This is a genomic window from Ponticaulis koreensis DSM 19734, from assembly GCF_000420665.1.
Lineage (GTDB): Bacteria > Pseudomonadota > Alphaproteobacteria > Caulobacterales > Hyphomonadaceae > Ponticaulis > Ponticaulis koreensis.
The window spans coordinates 1,652,587-1,675,503 of sequence record NZ_ATVJ01000001.1 but is presented as its reverse complement, the minus strand read 5'-3'; the positions used below and the strand labels follow the sequence as shown (position 1 = coordinate 1,675,503).

At 56.2% G+C, this 22,917-nt stretch carries 21 protein-coding genes; 12 read left to right on the top strand and 9 right to left on the bottom strand.

Annotated features, from left to right (window positions below):
• Positions 1-17: 17 nt before the first annotated feature.
• The 5 genes from G523_RS18650 to G523_RS0108610 all read left to right on the top strand — a co-directional run bounded on the left by G523_RS18650 (position 18) and on the right by G523_RS0108610 (position 5,162).
• Positions 18-2,846 (top strand): bifunctional [glutamine synthetase] adenylyltransferase/[glutamine synthetase]-adenylyl-L-tyrosine phosphorylase, encoded by a 2,829-nt coding sequence (locus G523_RS18650; RefSeq protein WP_051134761.1) that lies wholly within the window; start codon positions 18-20, stop codon positions 2,844-2,846.
• A gap of 67 nt (positions 2,847-2,913) precedes the next feature.
• Positions 2,914-3,498 carry an EF-hand domain-containing protein gene (locus tag G523_RS20250; protein WP_022694647.1) on the top strand — a complete coding sequence of 195 codons (585 nt, stop codon included), beginning with the start codon at positions 2,914-2,916 and terminating at the stop codon, positions 3,496-3,498.
• A 71-nt stretch (positions 3,499-3,569) separates the two neighbouring features.
• Positions 3,570-4,130: an RNA polymerase sigma factor gene (locus tag G523_RS0108620; protein ID WP_022694646.1), complete on the top strand. Its 561-nt coding sequence runs from the start codon at positions 3,570-3,572 to the stop codon at positions 4,128-4,130.
• A gap of 4 nt (positions 4,131-4,134) precedes the next feature.
• Positions 4,135-4,578: a hypothetical protein gene (locus G523_RS20245; RefSeq protein ID WP_022694645.1), complete on the top strand. Its 444-nt coding sequence runs from the start codon at positions 4,135-4,137 to the stop codon at positions 4,576-4,578.
• A gap of 2 nt (positions 4,579-4,580) precedes the next feature.
• Positions 4,581-5,162 (top strand): periplasmic heavy metal sensor, encoded by a 582-nt coding sequence (locus tag G523_RS0108610; protein ID WP_022694644.1) that lies wholly within the window; start codon positions 4,581-4,583, stop codon positions 5,160-5,162.
• A 3-nt stretch (positions 5,163-5,165) separates the two neighbouring features.
• Here G523_RS0108610 and G523_RS0108605 read toward each other — a convergent pair whose 3' ends face one another.
• Both G523_RS0108605 and G523_RS0108600 read right to left on the bottom strand, forming a co-directional pair.
• Entirely contained in the window at positions 5,166-6,221 is a 1,056-nt protein-coding gene (locus G523_RS0108605) for a methyltransferase domain-containing protein (RefSeq protein ID WP_022694643.1), read from the bottom strand.
• Between the two features lie 15 nt (positions 6,222-6,236).
• The gene (locus G523_RS0108600; protein WP_022694642.1) at positions 6,237-7,187 is read right to left on the bottom strand and encodes a radical SAM protein; all 951 of its coding nucleotides are present in this window, start codon (positions 7,185-7,187) and stop codon (positions 6,237-6,239) included.
• A 145-nt stretch (positions 7,188-7,332) separates the two neighbouring features.
• On the opposite strand from G523_RS0108600, the gene G523_RS0108595 reads away from it, so the two are divergent.
• The 5 genes from G523_RS0108595 to G523_RS0108575 all read left to right on the top strand — a co-directional run bounded on the left by G523_RS0108595 (position 7,333) and on the right by G523_RS0108575 (position 14,796).
• Positions 7,333-8,547 (top strand): bifunctional alpha/beta hydrolase/OsmC family protein, encoded by a 1,215-nt coding sequence (locus G523_RS0108595; protein ID WP_022694641.1) that lies wholly within the window; start codon positions 7,333-7,335, stop codon positions 8,545-8,547.
• A gap of 146 nt (positions 8,548-8,693) precedes the next feature.
• Positions 8,694-10,214, top strand: coding sequence for a Do family serine endopeptidase (locus tag G523_RS0108590; protein WP_022694640.1), 1,521 nt, complete (start codon positions 8,694-8,696; stop codon positions 10,212-10,214).
• 8 nt (positions 10,215-10,222) lie between these two features.
• Positions 10,223-10,894, top strand: a complete 672-nt coding sequence (locus G523_RS0108585) for a response regulator transcription factor (protein ID WP_022694639.1) — start codon at positions 10,223-10,225, stop codon at positions 10,892-10,894.
• 122 nt (positions 10,895-11,016) lie between these two features.
• The gene (locus G523_RS0108580; protein WP_233347278.1) at positions 11,017-12,288 is read left to right on the top strand and encodes a sensor histidine kinase; all 1,272 of its coding nucleotides are present in this window, start codon (positions 11,017-11,019) and stop codon (positions 12,286-12,288) included.
• A gap of 168 nt (positions 12,289-12,456) precedes the next feature.
• The gene (locus G523_RS0108575) at positions 12,457-14,796 is read left to right on the top strand and encodes a TonB-dependent receptor (RefSeq protein ID WP_022694637.1); all 2,340 of its coding nucleotides are present in this window, start codon (positions 12,457-12,459) and stop codon (positions 14,794-14,796) included.
• Between the two features lie 90 nt (positions 14,797-14,886).
• On the opposite strand, the gene G523_RS0108570 is transcribed toward G523_RS0108575, so the two are convergent.
• A complete protein-coding gene (locus G523_RS0108570; RefSeq protein WP_022694636.1) occupies positions 14,887-15,642 on the bottom strand; it encodes an enoyl-CoA hydratase in 756 nt (251 codons plus the stop codon).
• An 80-nt stretch (positions 15,643-15,722) separates the two neighbouring features.
• On the bottom strand, positions 15,723-17,162 hold the full coding sequence (locus G523_RS0108565; protein WP_022694635.1) for a UDP-N-acetylmuramate--L-alanine ligase: 1,440 nt from the start codon (positions 17,160-17,162) through the stop codon (positions 15,723-15,725).
• 37 nt (positions 17,163-17,199) lie between these two features.
• Between G523_RS0108565 and G523_RS0108560 the strand changes: the two genes are divergently transcribed.
• Positions 17,200-18,036 carry an LD-carboxypeptidase gene (locus G523_RS0108560; RefSeq protein WP_022694634.1) on the top strand — a complete coding sequence of 279 codons (837 nt, stop codon included), beginning with the start codon at positions 17,200-17,202 and terminating at the stop codon, positions 18,034-18,036.
• 10 nt (positions 18,037-18,046) lie between these two features.
• Here G523_RS0108560 and ccmE read toward each other — a convergent pair whose 3' ends face one another.
• From ccmE to G523_RS0108535, 5 genes are all read right to left on the bottom strand, one after another.
• Positions 18,047-18,499: a cytochrome c maturation protein CcmE gene (ccmE, locus tag G523_RS0108555; RefSeq protein ID WP_022694633.1), complete on the bottom strand. Its 453-nt coding sequence runs from the start codon at positions 18,497-18,499 to the stop codon at positions 18,047-18,049.
• Positions 18,500-18,509: 10 nt separating this feature from the next.
• Positions 18,510-20,087, bottom strand: coding sequence for an ATP-binding protein (locus G523_RS20240; RefSeq protein ID WP_051134760.1), 1,578 nt, complete (start codon positions 20,085-20,087; stop codon positions 18,510-18,512).
• A gap of 2 nt (positions 20,088-20,089) precedes the next feature.
• Positions 20,090-20,761, bottom strand: coding sequence for a response regulator transcription factor (locus G523_RS0108545; protein WP_022694631.1), 672 nt, complete (start codon positions 20,759-20,761; stop codon positions 20,090-20,092).
• A gap of 14 nt (positions 20,762-20,775) precedes the next feature.
• Positions 20,776-21,075: a PepSY domain-containing protein gene (locus tag G523_RS0108540; protein ID WP_155802624.1), complete on the bottom strand. Its 300-nt coding sequence runs from the start codon at positions 21,073-21,075 to the stop codon at positions 20,776-20,778.
• A gap of 138 nt (positions 21,076-21,213) precedes the next feature.
• The gene (locus tag G523_RS0108535; RefSeq protein ID WP_027441580.1) at positions 21,214-22,149 is read right to left on the bottom strand and encodes a DnaJ C-terminal domain-containing protein; all 936 of its coding nucleotides are present in this window, start codon (positions 22,147-22,149) and stop codon (positions 21,214-21,216) included.
• A gap of 223 nt (positions 22,150-22,372) precedes the next feature.
• Here G523_RS0108535 and G523_RS21215 point away from each other — a divergent pair, with 223 nt between their 5' ends.
• The gene (locus G523_RS21215) at positions 22,373-22,915 is read left to right on the top strand and encodes a low molecular weight protein tyrosine phosphatase family protein (protein ID WP_022694628.1); all 543 of its coding nucleotides are present in this window, start codon (positions 22,373-22,375) and stop codon (positions 22,913-22,915) included.
• Positions 22,916-22,917: the final 2 nt, after the last annotated feature.

The window sequence follows — 22,917 nt, the reverse complement described above, 5'->3', positions numbered from 1 at the left end:
GCTGCCACACATAGGCAATGTTTGAGCTGAACCCACCTCTGCCTCAGGAAGGCTCCCTCGCGCCCGGTCTGGAGCCGGCCGTGTCAGACCTGCCCTGCATGGCTTCTGCCACGCGCATTGCACCTTACCTACAGCGCTTGTGCCGGATGCGGCCTGATTCGGTGAAAGCGATCCTCAGCAATGGCGGCGAAAGCGTGGTCCAGAGCGCAATTGATGCGGCCCGAACCCTCGACGCCCAGACATCCGATGCCGATGCACGGCGTATTCTGCGTCAGGCTAAAGCCGATGTTCACCTCGCACTGGCCAGCCTCGACCTTTCCTGCACGTGGGATTGGGACAAGGTAACCGAGGGTTTTTCAGACTTTGCCGATGCGGCCACCGAGGCTGCGCTTCGCGTGGCGTGCTGGCACATCTCGCAAAAAGGCTGGATCGACTATGCCGATCCGACACAGCCCATGCCCGGCATTTTCCTGTTGGCACTCGGCAAGCTCGGCGCAAAAGAGCTCAACTATTCGAGCGATATTGATGTCGTCGCGATGTTCGATGCAGACCGGCTCCCCGAAGGCAAAATGAGCCCGGGCGAGGTTGCGCCTCGGATCATCCAGCTCATGTCTCAAATTCTCGAAGCGCCGACCGAGCATGGCTATGTCCTTCGCGTGGATCACCGTTTGAGACCAGATCCGCGTTCCACCCCCATCTGTGTGTCCACGACGTCTGCTGAACTCTATTATGAGAGCGTCGGGCAAAACTGGGAGCGCATGGCCTATATCAAGGCACGTCCGGCCGCTGGCGATACAGAGGCGGCTGAAGCCTTCCTTGAGACAATGGTGCCGTTTGTCTGGCGTCGTCACCTCGATTTCTGGGCGCTGGAAGACATTCGCGCGATCAAACAACAAATCCATTCAACCGGCGGCCATCAGGGCCTCGATAACCCCGAATTCGATGTAAAACTCGGTCGCGGCGGCATTCGCGAGATCGAATTCTTCGCGCAGACGCAGCAGCTCATTCATGGCGGACGTAACCCGGTGCTCCGCCAGATGCGTACCGTCGATGCCCTCGCCATGCTGGCGCAGGAAGGTCATATCAGCGAAGAGACGGCGCGTGACCTTACCCATATTTACGGTCTGCTGCGCGGTATCGAGCACCGCATCCAGATGCTGAATGACGAGCACACGCACAGCCTGACCGCCCGCGAAGATCAGCGCACCAAAGTCGCCGCCTTGTCGGGTTATGGCGAGCTTGCCCGCTTCGACGCAGATGTCAGCGCATTGCGGATCAAGGTCCATGACTATTATTCAGACTTGTTCCATGAGACCACGCCGCTTTCAGGCGTTGAAGGCAACCTCGTCTTCACCGGTGTCGATATTGACCCGGAGACGGTCAAAACACTGGCGAGCCTCGGATTCTCTGATCCAGAGAAGATCATTTCTGACGTGCAGGGCTGGCACCGCGGCAATATTCGGGCGACACGCTCCGCACGCGGCAGACAGCTGTTGACGGCGCTCGAACCACGCCTGTTTCAACATATGTCCGAGACGGGTAATCCGGATGCAGCCTATACCGGCCTTAAGACGTTTCTGAATGGCTTGTCCGCAGGTATTCAGACGCTCTCACTTCTGGCGACGAACCCCGTCATTCTTGGCGACCTGATCGACCTCTTCTCCATGGCTCCGCGCATTGCCCGCGAACTTGCGAGCCGGCCAAACCTTCTGGAAAGCCTGCTTGATGGCGGCTTTACAGATGACCTCGCTGAAGACACATGCGGACATTTCGGGTCGATATCCTCCATTGCGGACAATACCTCGCTCGATTTCGAGCAGGCCATGAACGAAGTGCGACGCAATTTCAGAGACGCGCATTTCCGTATTCGCTTCAAACTGCTGAACGATGTGCGCGTCGCCGATACGGCAGGGCTTCGTTTCACAGAGCTTGCTGATTGCTGCATTGAGGCTCTGACGCCAGTCGCCCGCCGCGAAGTGGAACGCAAGCTCGGCTCACCGCAAGGCCGTTGGGCGATTTGCGGTCTTGGCAAGCTGGGCAGCCGCGATCTCACCGCCAATTCTGATGTCGACCTGATGGTGATTTACGATCCAGATGAGGGTGCGCAGGACGCGGTCACCTTCTTCACACGCGCCACCCAGCGCCTGATCACAGCGATATCTGCCCAGACCGAAGAAGGTCATCTCTATGAAGCAGACATGCAGCTGCGCCCTTCAGGTCGCGCTGGCCCAGTGGCGGTGCGCCTCTCCGCTTTCAAGGATTACTATCGCAATGAAGCCTGGACGTGGGAGCATATGGCGCTCACCCGCCTTCGCGTGATTGCAGGCGATGACGCACTTGCAGCTGCAGTAATGGCAGAGAAAGAAACGCTGCTCACCCTGCCCCGGGATGCCGAGATGATCCGCAAGGATGCGCTCGACATGCGCGACCGGCTGCTGCGCGATAAACCGGCTAAGCACGAATTCGATGTGAAGCTCACCAAAGGTGGCATGATCGATATCGAATTCATCACGCAAGTCCTGCAGCTGACCAATCCAGATCGCGATTGGGGCTCGCGGACCGTGGATGAAGTTCTGGAGAAAGCCTCCGGCTACGGCCTGCTTTCCAGCGACGAAGCGGACACACTGCTATCAGCTTATCGCCTCTATCGGACCTATCTCTCCTTCCAGAGAGCCGCGCTCGATCAGAGCATCCATGTCGATGAGTGGCCAGAAGCGCTGAAACGGATCACTGCGAAAGCACTCGAACTGAGCGATATAGCCTCCGTGAAGGCAGCGATTACATCAGCAGAAACAAGCGTCTGGCAGGTGTTCTGCAGAAAACTACAGCGCAAGACGACGGAATAAAGCGCGCTTCCTCGTTGTATGCATATCTCGGCCGGAGACGGTCGCAGAAACCAACGAGGAAAACGTAATGACAAAATCTCCCCTGATTGCCAGTGCATTGCTCGGTGTTTCAATTCTCGGCCTCAGCGCAGCTCATGCGCAAGAGGAACGAGGCCCACGCGAAGGTCATCGCGGACATCCCCCACACGCCCGTATGGCGGAAATGGATGTAAACGGTGACGGCGTGATCTCGCTGGATGAAATCCAGTCGCGTGAAACCGAACAATTTGCCAATGTTGACGCCAACAATGATGGCCAGGTCGATGCAGCTGAAATGGTCGCATTTCAGGAAGCACGCCGCGCTGAACAAATGCGCGAACGTGAATCCCGCCGCGCAGCACGCATGATCGAGCATCTCGATGCGGACGGCGATGGTAGCCTTTCTGTTGAAGAGTTCACCTCGCGTCCGCGCCAGATGTTTGCCCGCCTCGACACCGATGGCGACGGACAGATCAGCGTCGAGGAACGTGAAGCCATGCGCGAAGCGCGCCGTGAGCGGTTTGCAGAACGTGACCATCGCCGCGGCGACCGTGACGGACACCGTGGCCGCCATCACCGTTTCGAACGCGGTGAAGCACCAGCCGCAGACGCGCCAGCGCAAGACGCAGACTAATCTGAAAGTGCGACTTGCCGGAGCTCTCGGGTTCCGGCAATTTGCCCGGACCAGTGGTGGGAAATGTGTTGATGATTCCAGACGATGAGGCCCTGTTGAGGCGCTGTGCGGACGGTGACCGCCAGGCATCAGCTATGCTCATCAATCAGCACAGCCCGCGTGTCTTCGCCATTGCCCAGCGTATGCTTGGCAACCGGGAAGATGCCGAAGACACTGTGCAGGACGTCTTCATCAAAGTGTTTCGTCATGCTGGCAAATGGGAAGCCGGCAAGGCCAAATTCACCACCTGGCTCCACAGAGTTACTGTGAACCAATGCTATGACCGCCTGCGTAAGAAGCGTGAGACGGGCATGGATGACGTGCCGGACATGGCGGACGACACAGAAGGACCAGCCGCTCAGCTGCAGTCCCGGCAAATAGAGACGCGCGTAAGGAAAGCGATAGACGAGCTTCCGGAACGCCAGCGAGCTGCCCTGATCCTGAGCCATTATGAAGGGCTCTCAAACCCGGAAACCGCCGAGATTTTGGACATCTCTGTTGAAGCCGTAGAAAGTTTATTGTCGCGTGCGAGGAGGTCTCTGAAAAAGGCTCTCACCGGGGAACGCGCGACACTTATGGGACGAATGGAATAGTGCGATGAAACTGGAACATTTCGAAATGCTTCTCGATCTTCACGGCCCGGATGTATCCGGATGGCCGGAAGCAGACAGCATTGCTGCCAGATCACTTCTTAGCACATCAGCTGAGGCCAGAACTCTTCTGGACCAGGCCGAAACGCTGGAGACCATGCTCAGCAGCTACACGGTCGCAGAACCGAGCGCGAGGCTGGAAGCCGCGATCTTGGATCTTGCACCTATACCGCTTTCCGAGCGACCTGCACCTGCACGTCCACATTTTCTGGCAAGCCTGTTCGACCCTAAGATCATGACATCTGCCGGCATGGCGCTCGCAAGCATGGCTTTCGGTCTTTACATCGGGATGTCGGCAACAACGCCCACAGCGCTTGATGAAGATGCAGATGCTTTTCTTCTGACCGCCAGCGCCAGCTTTAGCCCAGAATTCTGGCAGGAGACAGAATAGGTATGAGCGATACTAAACGGCCTTTCCCGACGCTCCTTGTAGTTTCGCTTTGCGTGAATGCCATTGTACTGGGCTTTCTTGGCGGAACGCTTATTTCGGATAAGCAGCACAATTCACATCAGCATGCCGATCATCAACATGGCGAGGACAATCGTGGCTCGTTTGAGGAACGCCTTGCAAGGGCAGCTCTGCGCGACCTGCCGGACGAACAACGCGAAGAGATGCAGGAAATGTTCTCGGAACGCTGGCGCAATGCACGTGACCTCCGAGACCAAATGGCTGCAGCCCGCGGGCGCATCGCTGAACTGCTCGCAGCAGAGTCACTTGATGACGAGGCACTAACCGCAGCGTTTGCCGAAGTTCGCGAGGCCGAATTCCGCTTAAGAACCCAGTTCTATGCAAGCCTGACCGATACTCTGATCGCTGTTCCTACAGAGCGGCGGGCAGATCTGGTCGAGCGCGCAATGTTACGCCGGGAGCGAGAAGACTACCGTCGCGCCAGACGTGATGGCGACTTCCGCCGACCTCCCCCACCAGGGCATTCACCTGACAGTAACGGACCGCGGCCACCACCACGCGACTAAGCTTTAGCAGCAGGATGTCGGGTTAGAGACGGGCTTCACGCCGGTTTCTGCGAAGACATCCGGCGCCGCACAGCCCGGGAACTGGCCGTAGTGAATCTGGCCATCGCCCATCACGCGGAAATAATCAGCGAAGCGTGTGTCCATCAGCATAGACAGCGTATTTCCGCAGACCGGCTCGACCTTTCCAATTTCAAAAATATGGTCGACGTCGAGCTTGAACGCACGTTCCATGCCCTCAACGCCCCCCTTGTAAATTACGGCCTGACCGTAATCCTCACAGCCAATATCGAGGCCTGGCAGTTTCTGCAGGCGCGCAGTAACGGACGCAAAGCGGATTGGTGAGAGCTTCTCTTTGAGCGCCGGATCAATAATGCCGAGCGGGCGATGCTCAACAACGCGCGGATCGAGAAAACCAGCCTCTTTCGCCATTGCGATATAGTCACCCCAATAGAGTGCGCCGGACAGGCACTCTCCATAAAGGATTGGGTCATTGACCAGCTCGTCTGGCATGCGGCGGTCTGCATATACGTCAGCGAAATACAGTTCACCGCCCGGCTTCAGAAGCTTGTAAGCCGCATTAAAGACTGCCGGTTTATCGGTACAGAGATTGATCACACAGTTCGAGATGATCAGGTCAAAGCTTTCCGGTTCAAGGTCAAGCTCGTCGAGCTTTTCCAGATAGCCTTTCACGAAGCGCGTATTCGGCTTTGCGTACCCGAATGCATCAGCGTGCCAGCCCTCATATTCGCGCGCGACAGCGAGCTGTTCGTCGGTCATATCAACACCAACGACTTCGCCTGTTTCGCCAACAAGTTTCGCGATCGCGAACACATCGCGGCCTGCGCCTGAACCGAGATCGAGCACTTTCAGGCCATTCAAAACAGGCGGGATAGCAAGGCCGCAGCCATAATACTTCGCAGCGACATCATCATGGACCGCAGCGATTGCCGCGCGAACATCTGCGCGCGGAGCTTCCAGCGTCGAACACGCGTCTGTCTTCAGGTCACAGCTGCCAGCGAGTTCGGAGCCATAATAGTTCTGAACGATTTCGTGCTTCATTTTCCGTTACTTTCTTCAGGCCGAACAGGAGCCGCCGCCAAGAACGCAGAAGCTCGCACAGAATGGATGATTTAGCGGCACGTCGCGGCGTGCCTCTTCAAGGGTGACACCCATTTCAAAGGCGTCGTCGTATGGGATGAGCGTACACGCAAGCACAGTCGCAGAAGATGCGCCTTTGCGGCGGACGACCATACGCTGGGACGCGCACATAATATCGGCGGGATCTTTGTTCAGAATGCCCCAGCAGGAAATTGTAATCTCTGGCGGGTCGGCCTGTTCTTCCATTTCGGGGAAAAGGACCAGCGCCGTCGGGTCATTTACATCCAGCTCGACACCAAGCGCCTTCAGCATGACATCATAGCCTGCGCGCGCATCAGCTTCCGCCTCATGCCACATGGTACGGCCAGCAATGGCGATATTGAAGCCTTGCTCGCCAAGCCATTGAATGCCCTTTCGGCTTAGCTCAAATGAACCTGCACCGCGTTCCTCGTCGTGCTTCTCGGCGGTGTAATGGTCGAGGCTAACACGCATAGTGATTTGCGGCCCGAACTCTGCCTGAAGGCGCTTCAGCCCTTCCTGAACACGCGGGCGCATCATTGGCTGCATGGCATTTGTCAGCACGAGAAGTGCGTGACCGCGCTGCAGAACCGCTTCCATAATATCGATGATTTCCGGCGCCATGAACGGCTCACCGCCCGTAATACCGATCTCGATACCGCGTTCGCCTGCAGCATCCAGCTCGTCGAGGTATGGCGTCACATCCGAAAGCTTCAGATAAACCAGACGGTCATTCGTAGGTGAGCTTTCAATATAGCAGTTCACGCACTCAATATTGCAGAGCGTGCCCGTATTGAACCACAGCGTTTTGGTGCCGGTATAGGCAACCTGCGCACGGGTTTCGCCCTTGGCCGTCACTTCGGGATGTGAGAATTTTTCTGTCGGAGGATTGGAAATCAAAACAGTCATAAAAACAGACTTAGCCGATTTCTGCTCAACGGGAAGTCACTAATCCGTCACAGTGACGCGAGGAGGCTGGTATGTTCGCAAGGCGCTCCCGAAATGATGGACTTTCCAGCGATATTCCCCATCTGAGCATTTGAAGGAGCAGCCCATGAGTAGTTCGGAAAAAGTCACGTTCACCGGCCATGGTGGACACCTTCTGGATGCAAGGCTGGAAAAGCCGGCAGGCAAGCCCCGCGCCTATGCGCTGTTCGCCCACTGTTTTTCCTGTTCGAAGAACTCACTCGCGGCAACACGCATAGCTCGCCACCTCACCGATCACCGGATTGCCGTCCTGCGCTTTGACTTTACCGGCCTTGGCGCATCAGAGGGCGATTTTGCGAACACCAACTTCACCTCAAATGTTCAGGACCTGATCGCCGCCGCCAAATACATGGAAGAAACATATGGCGCCGCAGACCTTCTGATAGGGCATAGCCTTGGTGGCGCAGCAGCTCTTGTGGCCGCCAACCAGCTTCCTAACGTCAAAGCTGTAGCTACAATTGGCGCACCGGCCGATGCGGGTCACGTATTGCAGCACATGGCGCACCATCTGGAAGACATCGAAACTAAAGGACAGGCTGAGGTTCAGATCGCAGGACGCGCCTTCACGATCAAAGACCAGTTCGTGTCAGATGTTCGGGAAGCCAAAGTTCTGCAGGCAGCTGAAAAGCTGAAGCGCCCGCTCCTCATTCTGCATGCCCCGACCGATGAAACCGTTGGCGTCAACAATGCCACAGAGCTGTTCATGGCAGCCCGTCATCCGAAAAGCTTTGTCAGCCTCGATAAAGCCGATCATCTGCTCACCGGCGCGGAAGACACCGAATTTGCGGCTGATGTGATCGCTGCCTGGGCTGAACGCTATGTCGCAACGCCCGCCCCACTCGCGCCGGAACCGACCGGTGAGAACCACCTCGTCAATGTGAGCGAAACCGGCGAAGGCGCTTATGCCAATTTCGTAGCGACCGAGTACCATGTGCTTCACGCCGACGAACCAGACCGCCTTGGTGGCATCAATACCGGCCCTGCCCCTTATGAATATCTCAGCGCCGCGCTTGGTGCCTGCACCTCAATCACGCTCCGCATGTATCTGGAACGCAAAGGCTGGCCGGTCGAGCATATCTCTGTCAACGTGAAGCATCGCAAATCTGAGGAGCCGGACGCCAATGGCTGGAAGCCTGACATCTTTACGCGCGAGCTGAATGTGCGCGGAAACCTGACCGAAGACCAGCGCGGGCGCCTCGTCGATATTGCCAATAAGTGCCCTGTTCATAAATCTCTGCACAGAAGTGCTGTAATCGAGACAGAACTCGGCTCTGGCACTTGACCTGATCACGCCAGCCACCGAACCTCTTTTTAACAAAGATGTCCTCGAATTCATGACTGAACTTTAATTGGCAAGATAAACAAGGCTGCGCCACATAGTTAGATATACAAATGGCGCAACACGTCTAATCAGGAGATGAGACAATAATGCAAATACCGACGCGCACGAAATACATTGGACTGACGGCCGCGCTCTTCGCTGGCACAGCAATGGGCGCGACCATGATTGGTCCGGCGCTTTCGCAGTCCAACAGCGCAGAGCCAATTGTTGTTCAGCAGCCGCTTGGCGCTCCAATTTCTTTCGCAGAGCTCATTGAGCAGGTCAGCCCGGCTGTTGTCAGCGTTAACGTGATCTCCGAGCAGGAAGTCAATTTCGCGCAGAACAACGAAGAGATGTTTGAATTCTTCCGTAACCGTCCGGGTTTTGAAGAGTTCTTCAACCAACCACGCAATGGCCAGCCTGAAACCCGTGAGAGCCGCTCGCTCGGCTCCGGTTTCTTCATTTCCGCTGATGGCCTGATCGTCACAAACAACCACGTTGTCGAAAACGCGACCGAGATTCAGGTCGTTCTGGAAGACGGACGTGAACTTGAAGCTGAACTCGTAGGCACAGACCCGCGAACAGACCTTGCTGTTCTGCGTGTCACAGAGCCGGGCGAATATCGCTTCGTCGAGTTCGAGACAGATGTTGATGTCCGCCGCGGTGACTGGGTCGTCGCGCTCGGCAACCCGTTCGGATTTGGCGGCACAGCTACAGCCGGCATCGTTTCCGCAAATGGTCGCGAGCTGCGCGGCGCTGGCCCGTACACAGACTATCTGCAAATCGATGCTGCGATTAACCGCGGCAACTCCGGTGGCCCAACCTTCGACCTTCATGGCCGCGTCATTGGCGTGAATACGGCTATTGTATCTCCAACAGGTGGGTCTGTCGGCATCGGCTTTGCGATCCCTGCTGAACTCGCTGAACAGATTACAGACCAGATCGTGGAAAATGGCCGCGTTGTGCGTGGCTGGCTCGGCGTCTCTATTCAGAACTTCTCTGAAGACATGGCCTCTGCGCTCGGCTTTGAAGGCGAGACAGGCGCTCTGGTCGCTGAAGTTGTTACGAACAGCCCGGCGTCCCGCGCAGGCTTCCGTCGCAACGACGTCATTCTCGAGATTGACGGCGTAGACATGGATAACTCCACTCAGGTCACGCGAACCGTTGGTGGCCTGATCGCTGGCTCCAGTCACGAGTTCACTATTCTGCGTAACGGTGAAGTCATGACACTCGACGTCACAGTCGACGAGCTGCCAGACAATGTCGCTGAACTGCCGACTTCATCTGGTGACAGCGCGACACCGGAAGGCTCAGGCCCTGGATTTTCTGGTGAAGCCCTCGGCATGAGCCTCAGCCCGCTGAGCGATGACGACCGTCGTCGCCTGACGCTGGATGACGGCACAGATGGTCTGGTGATCAACCGCGTCGAGCCAGGCAGCCCTGCGGCTCGCCTTGGTCTAAATTCCGGACAGGCCATCCTTGAAGTCAATTTCGAGAGCATTGCCTCCGTTAAGGACTTTGAAGACGCTGTTGAAGCCGCACGCGAAAACGGCCGCGAGAGCGTTCTTGTTTCGGTTCGCCTGAACCGTCAGACGAGCGTTGTCGCGCTCTCTATCGAAGAGGACTGATAGACAAGATGAACATCCTCGCCATTGAAGATGATCTGGAAATGGCCAGCTTCGTTCAGAGAATTCTGAGCGATGAGGGCCACTCAGTCGAAACTGTGCATGATGGCGATTCCGGACTTGCGCTGGCTCGCTCCAAAGAGTTCGATCTCCTGATCGTTGACCGGATGCTGCCCCGCAAGGATGGCCTGGAACTCGTTCGCGAATTCCGTGAGAGCGGCGGCAATGCGCCAACGCTCTTCCTGTCCGCACTGAGTGATGTCGACCACCGTGTCGAAGGCCTGAAAGCTGGCGGGGATGATTATCTCACCAAGCCATTTGCACCGAGCGAACTGCTCGCTCGCGTAGATGCGCTGGGCCGTCGCGGCGGCACAGAAGCTCCGATCACTATTCTAAAAGTTGGTGATCTGGAGATGAACCTCCTCGCACGCACAGTAAAACGCGGCGAAGAGAGCATTGATCTCCAGCCACGTGAATTCCGTCTTCTGGAATTCCTGATGCGCAATGCTGGTCAGGTTGTGACCCGCACAATGCTTCTGGAGAAAGTCTGGGACTATCACTTTGATCCTCAGACAAACGTCATCGACGTCCACATCTCCCGCCTTCGTGGCAAAATCGACAAGGATTTTGACCGTCCACTGCTTCACACAGTGCGCGGCGCGGGCTATCGCCTGCAAGCATGAGGCTACCGCTTCCATCATTTGTCAGGACCACCACTTTCAGATTGGCGGTGGTCCACGCCGTAACGTTCCTCATCTTTACGTTCGGCCTTCTGATCTACCTTTTTTACTCGACCGCCGGGTACATGCGCTCCCAGTCCGTGAAGGAACTGGATGGTGAGGTGCAGGCACTCGCAGCTGCCTTCAACACAGGCGGCATGGCGCGGCTGAACCAGTCCGTTGTCGAGCGCTCGTCCGTTCCGGGCCCTTATTTCTACGTTCTGCAGGACGCAGACGGGCAAACCATCTCTGGTGACTTTCCATCTATCCCCGACGAAGTACCCAACGAAGAATCTGTCGAGACCAATTTCAGTTATCAGACACTGAACCGGAACGGCGAGATTGAGGTCCGGTCTGCTAATGGCATCATCATCCGCCTGCCTAATGGCGCCGCGCTCATGGTTGCCTACGATCTTGGCCAGCGTCGCCAGATTGTGGACCGGATTATCCAGACAATGTGGACGGCTCTGCCAATCGGTCTGGCCCTGTCACTCATTGGCGGCCTGATTATCTCACGCTGGGCCGCACGACGCGCCGAACAGCTCACCCGTACAACAGATGGCATCATCTCCGGCGACCTGTCTCGCCGCGCCCCGGTCATTGGCTCAGGCGACGAGTTTGACCGCCTGTCCGAACGCCTCAACGCCATGCTCGACAAGCTCGAACACCTCATGATGACAACCCGTCATGCCGGTGACGCTATTGCGCACGACCTTCGCTCGCCGCTCACACGTCTTCGCAACCGTTTGGAAAACGATCTGCGCGATGGCGAGAAAGTCGATCGTGAGGAAAGCCTTGAGCGCACAATCGCCGAAGTCGACGCGGTCCTTGCGACCTTCAACGCTATCCTCAGCCTGTCGCGCATTCAGGCTGGCGATGCCGCCAAGTTCAAACAGGTCGACATCAGTACGCTGGGCGAGGAATTAGCCGAACTCTATGATCCTGCCGCCGAAGATGAAGGGCTGTCTTTTGATAGCGAGATTGAAGTCGGCCTTACCGTCGACGGCGACCCGTCTCTGCTCGGTCAGGCTATGGCAAACCTTCTCGACAATGCGATGAAGTACACGCCGAAGGGCGGTGCTATGACGTTGCGTGTGCGGACCAACAGCCATGCGCAGGCCGAGATATCTGTCACGGATACCGGGCCCGGTATTCCCGAGGCAGACCGCGAACGGGCTGTGAAGCGTTTTGTGCGCCTGGAAGCGAGCCGCACACAGCCCGGCAATGGCCTCGGCCTCGCTATGGTGGATGCAATTGCGCGCCTTCACCACGGAAAGTTCGAGTTATGTGACGGGCCGGGCGAGCCTCCTGCCACAGGTTTACGTGCAGCGCTATTACTACCTAAAGCACAAGAATAACCAGTATATCGAGAATTCATAGTGTATTCACGTATATTTGTACACGAAACCGCATTATTACAACTTCAGTATACTTCACTTTAAAGCATTTCTCCCTATCTAGGCGCACTGAACAGCGCCCTGCCCCAACGTAATGAGGCCGCTGACAACATCAGGGAGAATAACTCTATGAAAATAAGTAAAGTACTCGTCGGCAGCGCTTCCATGCTTGCGCTTACTCTCGCCGGCGGCGCTTTCGCGCAGGACGCTGGGACAGACGCACCGGCAGCTCGCGAAAACACAGTCAGCCGTGTCCTTCAGACCGTAACTGTAAGCGCGACAAAAAAATCAGATGTTGAAGACGTACAAACAGTTCCGGTTTCCGTAACTGCCTATAACGAAGACACGCTCGACGCGCTTAACGTGCGCGACCTTGAATCTCTGTCTTACTCTTCGCCAAACGTGTCTCTGGATGACGCGGGTACAGCGCGCGGCACAGCGAACTTCGCGATCCGCGGCCTTGGCGTAAACTCCTCTATTCCATCCATCGACCCTGCAGTCGGCGTATTCGTTGACGGCGTGTACATGGGCCTGAACGCCGGTCTTGTACTCGACCTGTTCGATCTGGAATCTGTTGAGGTGCTTCGTGGCCCGCAAGGCCTGCTCTTCGGCCGCAACACAACTGGTGGCGCAGTTCTCATCAACACAGGCAACCCGACTGACGATTTCACAGCACGCGCGCGCATCGCTTACGAAACACCCGTCAACGAGGGCCGTGGTGGTGGAAACCTTTATACGCAGGCGGTCGTTTCTGGCCCGCTCATCGAAGATACACTCAACGGTAAAATCTCTGTCTTCTACAACAGCGACGAAGGCTATTTCGAGAACCTCGCAACCGGCGAAAACCATGGTGAAGCACTGACGTACATCGTTCGCGGTGCACTGGAATGGTTCCCGACATCCGACATTTCCAACCTGTTCAAATTCCAATATGGAGACGGACGCAGCGACGGCCCTGCAGGACAAAACCGTGGGCTGTTTGACCGCGATTCATTTGACTTCGCGATCAACTATCCGGGTTTTGCGACGTCTGAGAACACGTTCATCTCTAACCAGACAGAAATCGACGTTCCGTTCGGTGATGGCACAATCACAAATATTATCGGCTACCGGACGCTTAACAACACAACCGGCGGCGACATCGACTCTACGCCTCTGACACTCTTCCACTCCGACACTGAACTGGAAGCAGAGCAATGGTCTAACGAGCTTCGCTATAACGGCCAGTTCGGCAATGCTGATGTCACAACAGGTCTGTTCTACTTCGAGCAGGACGTTGCCTACACAGAAGTTCGCGCAATCCCGCCATCTTCTGCTGCACTGTTCTATGGTGGCGGCGATCAGGACCATACAGTTCTCGGTATCTTCGGTCAGGTCGATTACGACTTCACAGAAAACTTCACCGGTATTTTCGGCCTGCGTTGGTCACGTGAAGAAAAAGACGTCGGCATTACATACATCCGCCCACGTCCAGAGTGTTCTGTTGTCGACGGTTCTTGCCCGACTTCCGGCACGAACCCGTTCATTCCGGGCGAGTCTAACGGCTTCACAGACGGCGACACATGGGAAAACTTCACACCACGTGTGGGCTTCCAGTACTTCGCGAACGACACAACGCTCGTTTACGGTAACTACACACGCGGCTTCCGCTCTGGTGGTTACAACTTCCGCATTACGGAACCAACTGCGTTTGAAAGCCTCTTCCCGGCTGGCCAGTCACGTGCATTCGACGAAGAAGCTGTCGACAGCTATGAGATCGGCGTGAAGTGGGAAACAGAAGACGGCCGCGGCCAGGTGAACTCTGCGCTCTTCTTCACTGATATTGCCGACATGCAACGCGAAGTGAACCTCTCTGATCCGACCGCTGGCGTTGTTCAGAACATCGTCAACACAGCTGACGCTGAAATCCTCGGCCTCGAGGTTGAAGGTCGCTACGCAGTGACTGACAGCCTGCTCGTCATGGGTAATATCGGTCTGATCGACGCAGAATATACAGACGTAACGTTCGACATTTCCGGCGACGGCGTCGTTGATTCCGCTGATCTCGACCTCGCAATCCCACGTGTGCCTGAGCTCACATGGGGCGTTGGCGTTCTGTACGACCACGATCTCGGCGACATGGGTTCTGTGGCAACACGCGTGAACTTCCAGTTCAAGGACCAGTTCGCATACACAGACAACAACTTCGGTTGGGTTCAGGAATACAACTCCCTGACTGCAAACGTCACTTGGTCAACACCTTGGGACGGCGTTCAGCTGTCTGTCTACGGTGACAACCTGCTCGACGAAGTCAGCGTTGGTAACGATACACAGCTGCCATTTGGCGGTGCTCTGTCAGGGTTCATCCCGGGTTCACAGAACCTGAGCAATGGTATCAACGAACCGTTCGGTCAGTTCCCGGCTGCGGGCACGCTCTCTCCTCTGAAAAAGGGTCGCGTTCTCGGTATCGAGCTGACTTACGAATACTAGTTCTTTCGGCACGTAAGTGCATTCCTCCCGAACTGAAAGGGCGGCCCTTTAAAGGCCGCCCTCTTTTTTTGTTCTGTTGTCTGCAGCCGGTTAGTCGAAAACAGGGGCACGCTTCTCAAAGAAGGCCGTTGCCGCTTCCTTGAATTCAGCCGAGCGCAGCTGGTTACCGAAGGCCACCATTTCTTTTTCCATCTGAGCGATAATGGCGTCACGCCCTGCACGGATGAGCTTTTTGGATTCCAGCATGGCGTTTGGCGGCATTTGGGACACTTGCATCGCGAGCTTCATAGCTTCAGCAGCAAGGTCACCGTCCGGATACACGCGCGAGATCAGGCCAATTGAAAGAGCCTCCTGCGCGGTCAGTGCGCGGCCTGTCAGCAGAATATCATTCGCCCACGCCATACCGACAGCCTGCGGCAGAAGAATGGAAGAGCCCGCCTCAGGCACCACACCAATCTGCGCGAACGGAGCTTTGAAGGTCGCGCGCTCGCTCGCGATGATCAGATCGGCGTGAAGCAGCATTGTGAGACCCACACCGATGGACGGCCCGTTCACAGCGATGATGAAAGGCACGTTCACATCGCGGATTGCACGCAGGAAACGTCCCACAGGCGCCTCACCTTCCCCGCGCTCGCTCTGGAAGTCGCGAAGGTCGTTGCCTGCGGTGAACAGTTCACCGTCAGACGTAAGCAGTACCGCACGGATATCCTTGTTTTCATCCGCTTCGAACAGCGCATCAGCCATCGCACCATACATATCCTGCGTCAGAGCATTCTTGGCCGCAGGACGGTTAATCTTGACGACACGGACGCGATCATGGCGCTCAACGGTGATAAATTCAGACATAGCGTTTCCTCGGACAGATAGACTTACCGCTCTCTGTCACAGACGCCCCAACGTCATGCAAGAGGTTTTAACGCAATTGATCAGACGCGGCTGAGAACAGCCGCAGCAAATTCTGAAAGCGTGTCATCGCGCGCGCCCATCACAATGATCCGATCGCCGGGCTTTGCCAGCTCCACCAGACGATCGCCGCACTCGTCGCGCGTTTCAAAAACTTCAGCCCGTTTGCAAGCGTCCTTGATGTCACCGACCAGATGCTCGCTGGTCACGGAGCGATCCACCGTGCCACCAAAATAGACAGGCTGCGGCATGATCAGAACGTCTTCATCATTCAGACCGTTCACGAACGTCTCGACGAACTCAGCGCGCATCTTCTTTAGCGGACCAAAGCCGTGCGGTTGGAACATCACCAACAGGCGGCCGTCAAAGTCATGCAGCGTGCGAAGCGTGGCCCCGATTTTATCCGGATTGTGCCCGAAATCATCAATGACGGTGATTCCAGCCTCGGACGTACCAACAATGTCGAAACGCCGCTTAACGCCGGTGAATTTCTCCACCGACTTACAGGCATCATCGAAAGACACGCCCACTCGCGTCACCGCAGCGATAGCCGCCAACGCGTTATAGACATTGTGCACGCCCGGCATTTGAAGCGTCACGAAGGCAGACTTTCGCAACTCGTCGCTCATATGCGCGCGAAAAGAAATGCTTGTAGGGCCAGGCTCGATGTCGCTAGCGGTGAATTCAGACATCGGGTCATCAAGGCTGAAAGAGACCGAGGCATGCTCCGGCTCGTCCCCATGACCAAGGAGAGTCTGGTTCAGGCGACTGGTTTCTTCGTTCTCATCATTGAGAACCGCAACATCAGATCTACGGGCGAAGCCTTCGAACAGAACGCGCAGCTCATCCATCGTCTTATGGTCGAGCGCGATATTATTGATGAGCGCCACGGTTGGATTATAGCGCGCAATCGAGCCGTCGCTTTCATCGACTTCAGACACGAAAATCTCACCGGAACCGACCAGCGCGCTTGCGAACAGCGCATCCGGCGTGACGAAATTTTTCATCACGGCGCCATTCATGACAGTCGGCTTGAGCCCCAGATCATGGAGGATCCAACCAATCATACCTGTCGTCGTGGATTTGCCGGACGTACCCGCCACGCCAATGCTTTTCGGCGCTTCGTTGAACAAGCTGGAAAGAAGCTCGGCGCGGCCAAGGCGTGTACAACCAAGCGTTAGCGCAGCTGCTACATCCGGCACGGTGTCTTCAACCGCAGCAGACGCGACGAGGATCTGATCCTTGCTTTGGAGACCTGAACCATCCTGCGGAAACAGTTTGAAGCCCTGAGCCTTCAGATAGTCGAACTTCTCAGCCGACCGCCCCTGATCATAGGCCCGATCAGAACCTGAAACTTCGGCACCCTGTCCTTTGAGGATCATAGCGAGCGGCAGCATGCCGCTTCCACCGATACCGCAGAAGAAATAGCTTTTGGCCTTCTGGCCCTCACCGGCTAGGGTCATAGCGAATCACTCATCTCTAATCCTTGTAGAGGTCTATATGGGCAGTTCCGGTTTGACGATAGGCGTGGTCGCCCCGGCTAAGGCGATCTCACAGGAAACCGCCGAAAAAGTGACGCGCTTCGCCCGTGAGCATTACGGTAGTGAGATCGAGCTGCGTTTTCACCCGCAATGCTTCCTCACGCACGGCCATTTTGCAGGCAATGATGAAGCCCGCAGCCTTGCTTTTCTCGAATACGCAAACTCGCCGGATATCGATGTGATCTGGGCGGCACGCGGCGGCTATGGCTGCATGCGGTTGCACGATTCCATGTTTGAACGCCTGAACGGGAATGCCAACGCCAAAGCCTATATCGGCTATTCCGATTTTGGCGCCGTGCTCGCACGTCTCTACAAAATGCAGATTGGTCGCCCGATCCATGGGCCGGTCGCTGTCGAAATTGAACGCACGGGCGGCGAAGCTTGCATCGCGCGGGTATTCGATTATCTGACCGGGCGTTCGCTGGAGGGCATTGAGCCAATGGCCCGCGCGCCACATCCACGTGTGGCGATCAATCTCTCCATCATTGAGCACCTCATCGGCACGCACTGGCAGCCGGACCTGTCAGGTCATGTTCTGATGATCGAAGATGTCGGCGAGTATGAATACGCCATCGACAGGAAGATGTTCACCCTCTGCTCGAACGAGAACATCCGTCAGGTGCGCGGCATCGCGCTGGGGCGCTGTTCAGACATTCCAGAGAACGAAATCCCGTTCGGCATGACCTATGAAGAGAGCGTGCGCGAATGGTGCCACCGCTCCGACATCGAATATCTTGGCCGCGCCGATATAGGCCACGACATCGACAATAAGCTGGTTGTCTGGGGACAGGGATGAGCCGGTCAGCCTAGCTGGTCGGCTCTTCATCGCCGCGATAAACGCCCTGCTCTTGCAGCGTTTCCTGAATTTCACGCGGGATATAGTTTTCATCATGCTTAGCGAGCAACTCGTCAGCCTCAAAGGTATAGGCCTCAGTGAAGACGCCGTTCGCGACAACGCCTTGCCCTTCACGGAAGAGATCAGGAATGAAGCCGTCATAGGCAACAGCGATCTCGCCTTCTGCGTCTTCCACGACAAAGCGTAGCGCGCCGTCTTCTAGCGTACGGACAGAGCCCATCTGAACCAGACCGCCAATACGTGCGCGCTCACCCGGCACAGCACCGCCCTGCGCGACGAGGTCCTTCGGCGTGTAGAAAAGCTGGACCTGACTGGACAGAGCCGTTAGCGTGAGGCCAACAGCGCCAACCAGAATTACACCAGCAATAACGATCAGCCAGAAACGACGTGCACGTGCGCGCATAGAAAACTCCCTAGTTCCGGCTTTTATTTGGTGAAACCCTCGGAAGAATCAATGTGGCACGAAGTCCACCCAGCGGGCTATCATCCAGCAGAAACTCACCGGAATACAGCTCTGCCAGTTCTTTTACGATTGAGAGTCCCAATCCCGTCCCTGGCGCCGTTTCGTCAAGGCGCACGCCGCGTTTCATCGCTTCAACGCGCTCATCCGGCGTAAGTCCAGGACCGTCATCATCGATATGAATGGTCAGCTCACGCGGGCTTGTCGCCTCAACGCTTGCCTGCACCTCAGAGCTCGCCCATTTACAGGCATTTTCCATCAGATTTCCGATCATATCATCAAGGTCCTGACGCTCCCCGCGGAAGAACGCAGGATCAAGGCGCGGCGCAGAAACTTCGATGCCGTCACGTGAGTAAAGACGATTCAGAAGGCGGGTCAGATCGCTGACCGCAGGCACGACTTCACACCGCGCGCCCAGAACCTGAGCACGGGCTGCCGCCTGCGCACGCGCCAGATAGTGCTGCACATTTTCCTGCATGCGCCGCGCCTGACGCTTCACAAGCTGGGAGAGATTGTCATCGCTCGTCGCGACTTCGTTCATGAGAACGGCGATTGGCGTTTTGAGCGCATGGGCCAGATTACCAACCTGCGTGCGCGCGCGCTCGACGACTTCTTTATTGTGATCGAGCAGCTTGTTCACTTCATCTGCAAGCGGCTGAAGCTCAATCGGATAGTCCGCATCCAGACGCTCGCGCTCACCTTCCCGAATGGATATCACGTCCTGACGTGCGCGCACCATAGGGCGCAGACCAAGGCGCATAATAACAATCAGGAAGATGATCAGACCGACCGCGAAGACCGAGAATGCAATAAACAGAGGAACGACATAAACATTCACCAGAGTGTCTTTGGCACTCAGATCATCCGAAACCACAAGCATAAACGTAAAGTCACCGTACTTCACCCGCTGCGCTGCAATCCGGATGATTTGTGCTTCATCGCGAAAGCCCGTCGTGTCGAGCGTGACAATGTCGGATGTATCCAGAACGTTGGACACCTCGAACAGGTCTGTCCATTGCAGGTTAGGTTGTAGCTCGGCGAACTCTTCATCGAAGGAATCGATGAATGTCACGACTTCGCCCTCAGTGTTGATCTGGGCAACGCCCCAGAACCGGCCCGATCCAAGGTCAAAAAAGTCCGGGTCAGCTGGCAGTTTACGGCGCTGGAGCGCCCACGCTTCAGTATCGGAAATGATCAGATCGGCTGGATTAATACCCAGCGAGAATACGCCGTCATCATCTTCGGGATTATAGCCAATGTCGGTCGGCGCGACTGTGCGCGCCTTGGCTTCCTCGACCTCTTCTTCGTCAAAGTCTTCTTCAAGCTTGTTGCAGAGAGACGGATCGAGCGAACAGTCGAACAGGGAACGGGAAAGAGAGGTGAGGTCCTGCTGCAGCTCGAAATCGAGCGCGGCGATTTGCTGGCGTCGGTTCAGCACAGCAAGGATCAGCGCAATGACCAACAGCATAATCAAGCTGTAGACCGCTGCGCCAATCAATAAACGTCGCGACAGAGAGTGCGACTTCGCCATGCTCAGGCTTCAGCTTCCGGATTGATCAGGCGATAGCCAAGGCCACGTTCGGTAGAGATACGGTCAGAACCGATCTTTTTACGCAGGCGACCAATGAAGACCTCGATCGTGTTGGAGTCGCGATCAAAATCCTGATCGTAAATATGCTCGACCAGTTCAGTACGCGGTACGACACGGCCCTGATGGTGCATCATATACGCCAGAACGCGGTATTCATGTGCTGTCAGCTTGATCGCTTTTCCGCCAACGGTCGCGCGGGCAGACTTGGTATCCACGCGCAGATCACCGCATTCGAGAGCAGATGTTGCATGGCCGGACGCACGGCGCAGAAGCGCACGCACACGAGCCAGAAGCTCTTCAGTTACGAACGGCTTGGTGAGATAATCATCAGCGCCAGCGTCAAAGCCTGCAACCTTTTCAGACCAGCGGTCACGCGCCGTCAGAATAATGACAGGGAAGTCGCGGCCATCTTCACGCCAGCGCTCGAGCACTGTCACGCCGTCCATTTTCGGCAAGCCGAGATCGAGGACAACAGCGTCATATGGCTCGGTATCACCAAGGAAGTGACCGTCTTCACCGTCTGCAGCCAGATCAACCGCATAACCAGCATGGGTCAGCGTGTCGGATAGCTGACGACGCAGATCAGGATCGTCTTCAACAACAAGTATACGCATGAGATGCCCCTCCCTTAGGTCCGGCGCAGAATACGTCCGGTATTCGCATCGACCACCAGATCGACTACCTGCCCTTGTGGCGTTTGCCAACGGATCAGATACCGATTCCCATTGATCGCACTCGTATTAATTGCCTGTCCGCCATTCATCTGCTGGCTGACACGCGAATAGATCTCGCCAAGGCTCAGCGCGCGGCGAGCCACCTCAGACTGGCCGAAAACAGCCGCTGGAGTGGACGCAGAGAGCTCAACCTGAGCGGCAGCTGGCAAGGCAGCTGCAGCGGCGACGAGAAGAGATGTAAGAATACGTTTCATGATCATGCTTGTACGGTCGGATCGCTGAACCTTGTCTGAACAGATTAGTCAGGATGCAGCTGTGACACACCCTTTCGCAGCATTTTAAGACCGCGTCATCGGGATTCTACAGTCACCGCCTGTTTCTTGCGCTATTGCCTAGGTGCGCTGCGGAGTTTCATCGCGCTGGTCCCAGTTTTTGACGAAGTCTTTCAGCTGGGAGTTAAGCGTTTCAGGCAGTGTGATCTGCAGGGTGACATAAAGATCGCCGGGCTCGTTCTTTTTCTGAACACCGTGCTTCTTCATGCGCAGCGTAGAGCCGCCTTTAGCGCCAGCAGGAACGTTCAGCGATTTACGGCCCAGCGGTGTATTCACCTCAACCTTGCCGCCTTCAACCGCTTCAGTCAGCGAGATCGGCACGGTCATGCGCAGATTGTCGCCATCACGTTTGAACTGCGGATGATCTTTCACGCGCACTTCAATAAGTGCATCGCCCGGAGGCGCACCGCCTGTGCCCGGATGTCCCTGAGAGCGAAGACGCAGCGTCTGGCCGGACTTCACGCCCGCCGGAATGTTCACATCAAGCGCTTTACCGTCACTCATGGAAAGACGACGCTTTGCACCTGTAACGGCGTCCATAAAGTCTACATCGACGATGTAACGCGCATCCTGCCCACGTGTGGCCGTGCGACGACGCTGCCCGCCGCCTCCGCCACCAAACAGGCCGGAGAACAGGTCTTCAAAGCCGTCAAACCCCGGCTGACCACCGCCACTGCCGTAAGAATGACTTCTGAACTCTGCATTTCCGAACGGAGAGCCGCCGCCGGTGCTGCCGCCAAACGGGTGTCCGCCAGTAAAACGCGACTGTTCCTGTCCTTCGGCATCAATCTCGCCGCGGTCATAGCGCGCTTTCTTATCCGGATCAGAGAGCAGGTTAAATGCAGCCGTCGCGCGCTTGAACGTCTCCTCCGCAGCAGGATCGTTCGGACGCACGTCCGGATGGTTTTCTTTGGCCAGTTTGCGATAGGCCTTTTTGACAGCAGCTGCATCCGCGCCTTTGCTAAGGCCTAGCGCTGCATACGGGTCCCAACTCAATTCTTCCAAATCCTCACTTTACACATGGTTTTAGGTAGGAAGCCTTCAGCCATTAAAAAGGGCAGTTTACTGCCTTTTTCAACTATACCGGACCAGCCTGAATATCGTGTTCGCAGGTCATATACCCCGTTTCACTTGTATATGGTTAAACCTCGCAGTATCAGAGAGCCCTCTTTCGTGTTGCCGCGGTTGCTGAAGTCGACGCCACGAAAGGATATGAGCCATGGCTCAACAAAGAGATCGTGCCTGGAGACGGGCACGCGCTGCACAATCGCGCGAGCAGAAATCAACCGCAATCCGTACCCGTGATCACGCTGGCATAAAGCCAAAGCGCTGGTATGAGGTGTATTGGAGACGCAACAAGCTGAAGCGCGCCCAGCAAACGGGGCGCATATGGCCGATGAAGGAATGGGATAGCCTTATGTCTGATGCTCAACCGGTCCGGCTTCTGTTCGTCTGCAGCAAGAACCAATGGCGCAGCCCGACTGGCGAGCGCATGTTTGCCGGGCGTTCAGGCTTTCAGGCACGCTCAGCAGGAACAGCGCGGTCCGCGGTTCATCAGATCACGATGAAAGACATTCAATGGGCGGATGTCATCTTCGTCATGGAAGATAAGCATGCTCAGCGTCTGAAAGCTGATTTCCGGCAGGCCGTCAGCTTCAAGCCACTGCACGTGCTGGATATTCCGGACGAATATCAGCTCATGGATGCCGAATTGATCGAGCTGATCGAAACCGGCGTCAGCGCCTATCTGTCCGAGCGTTGAGA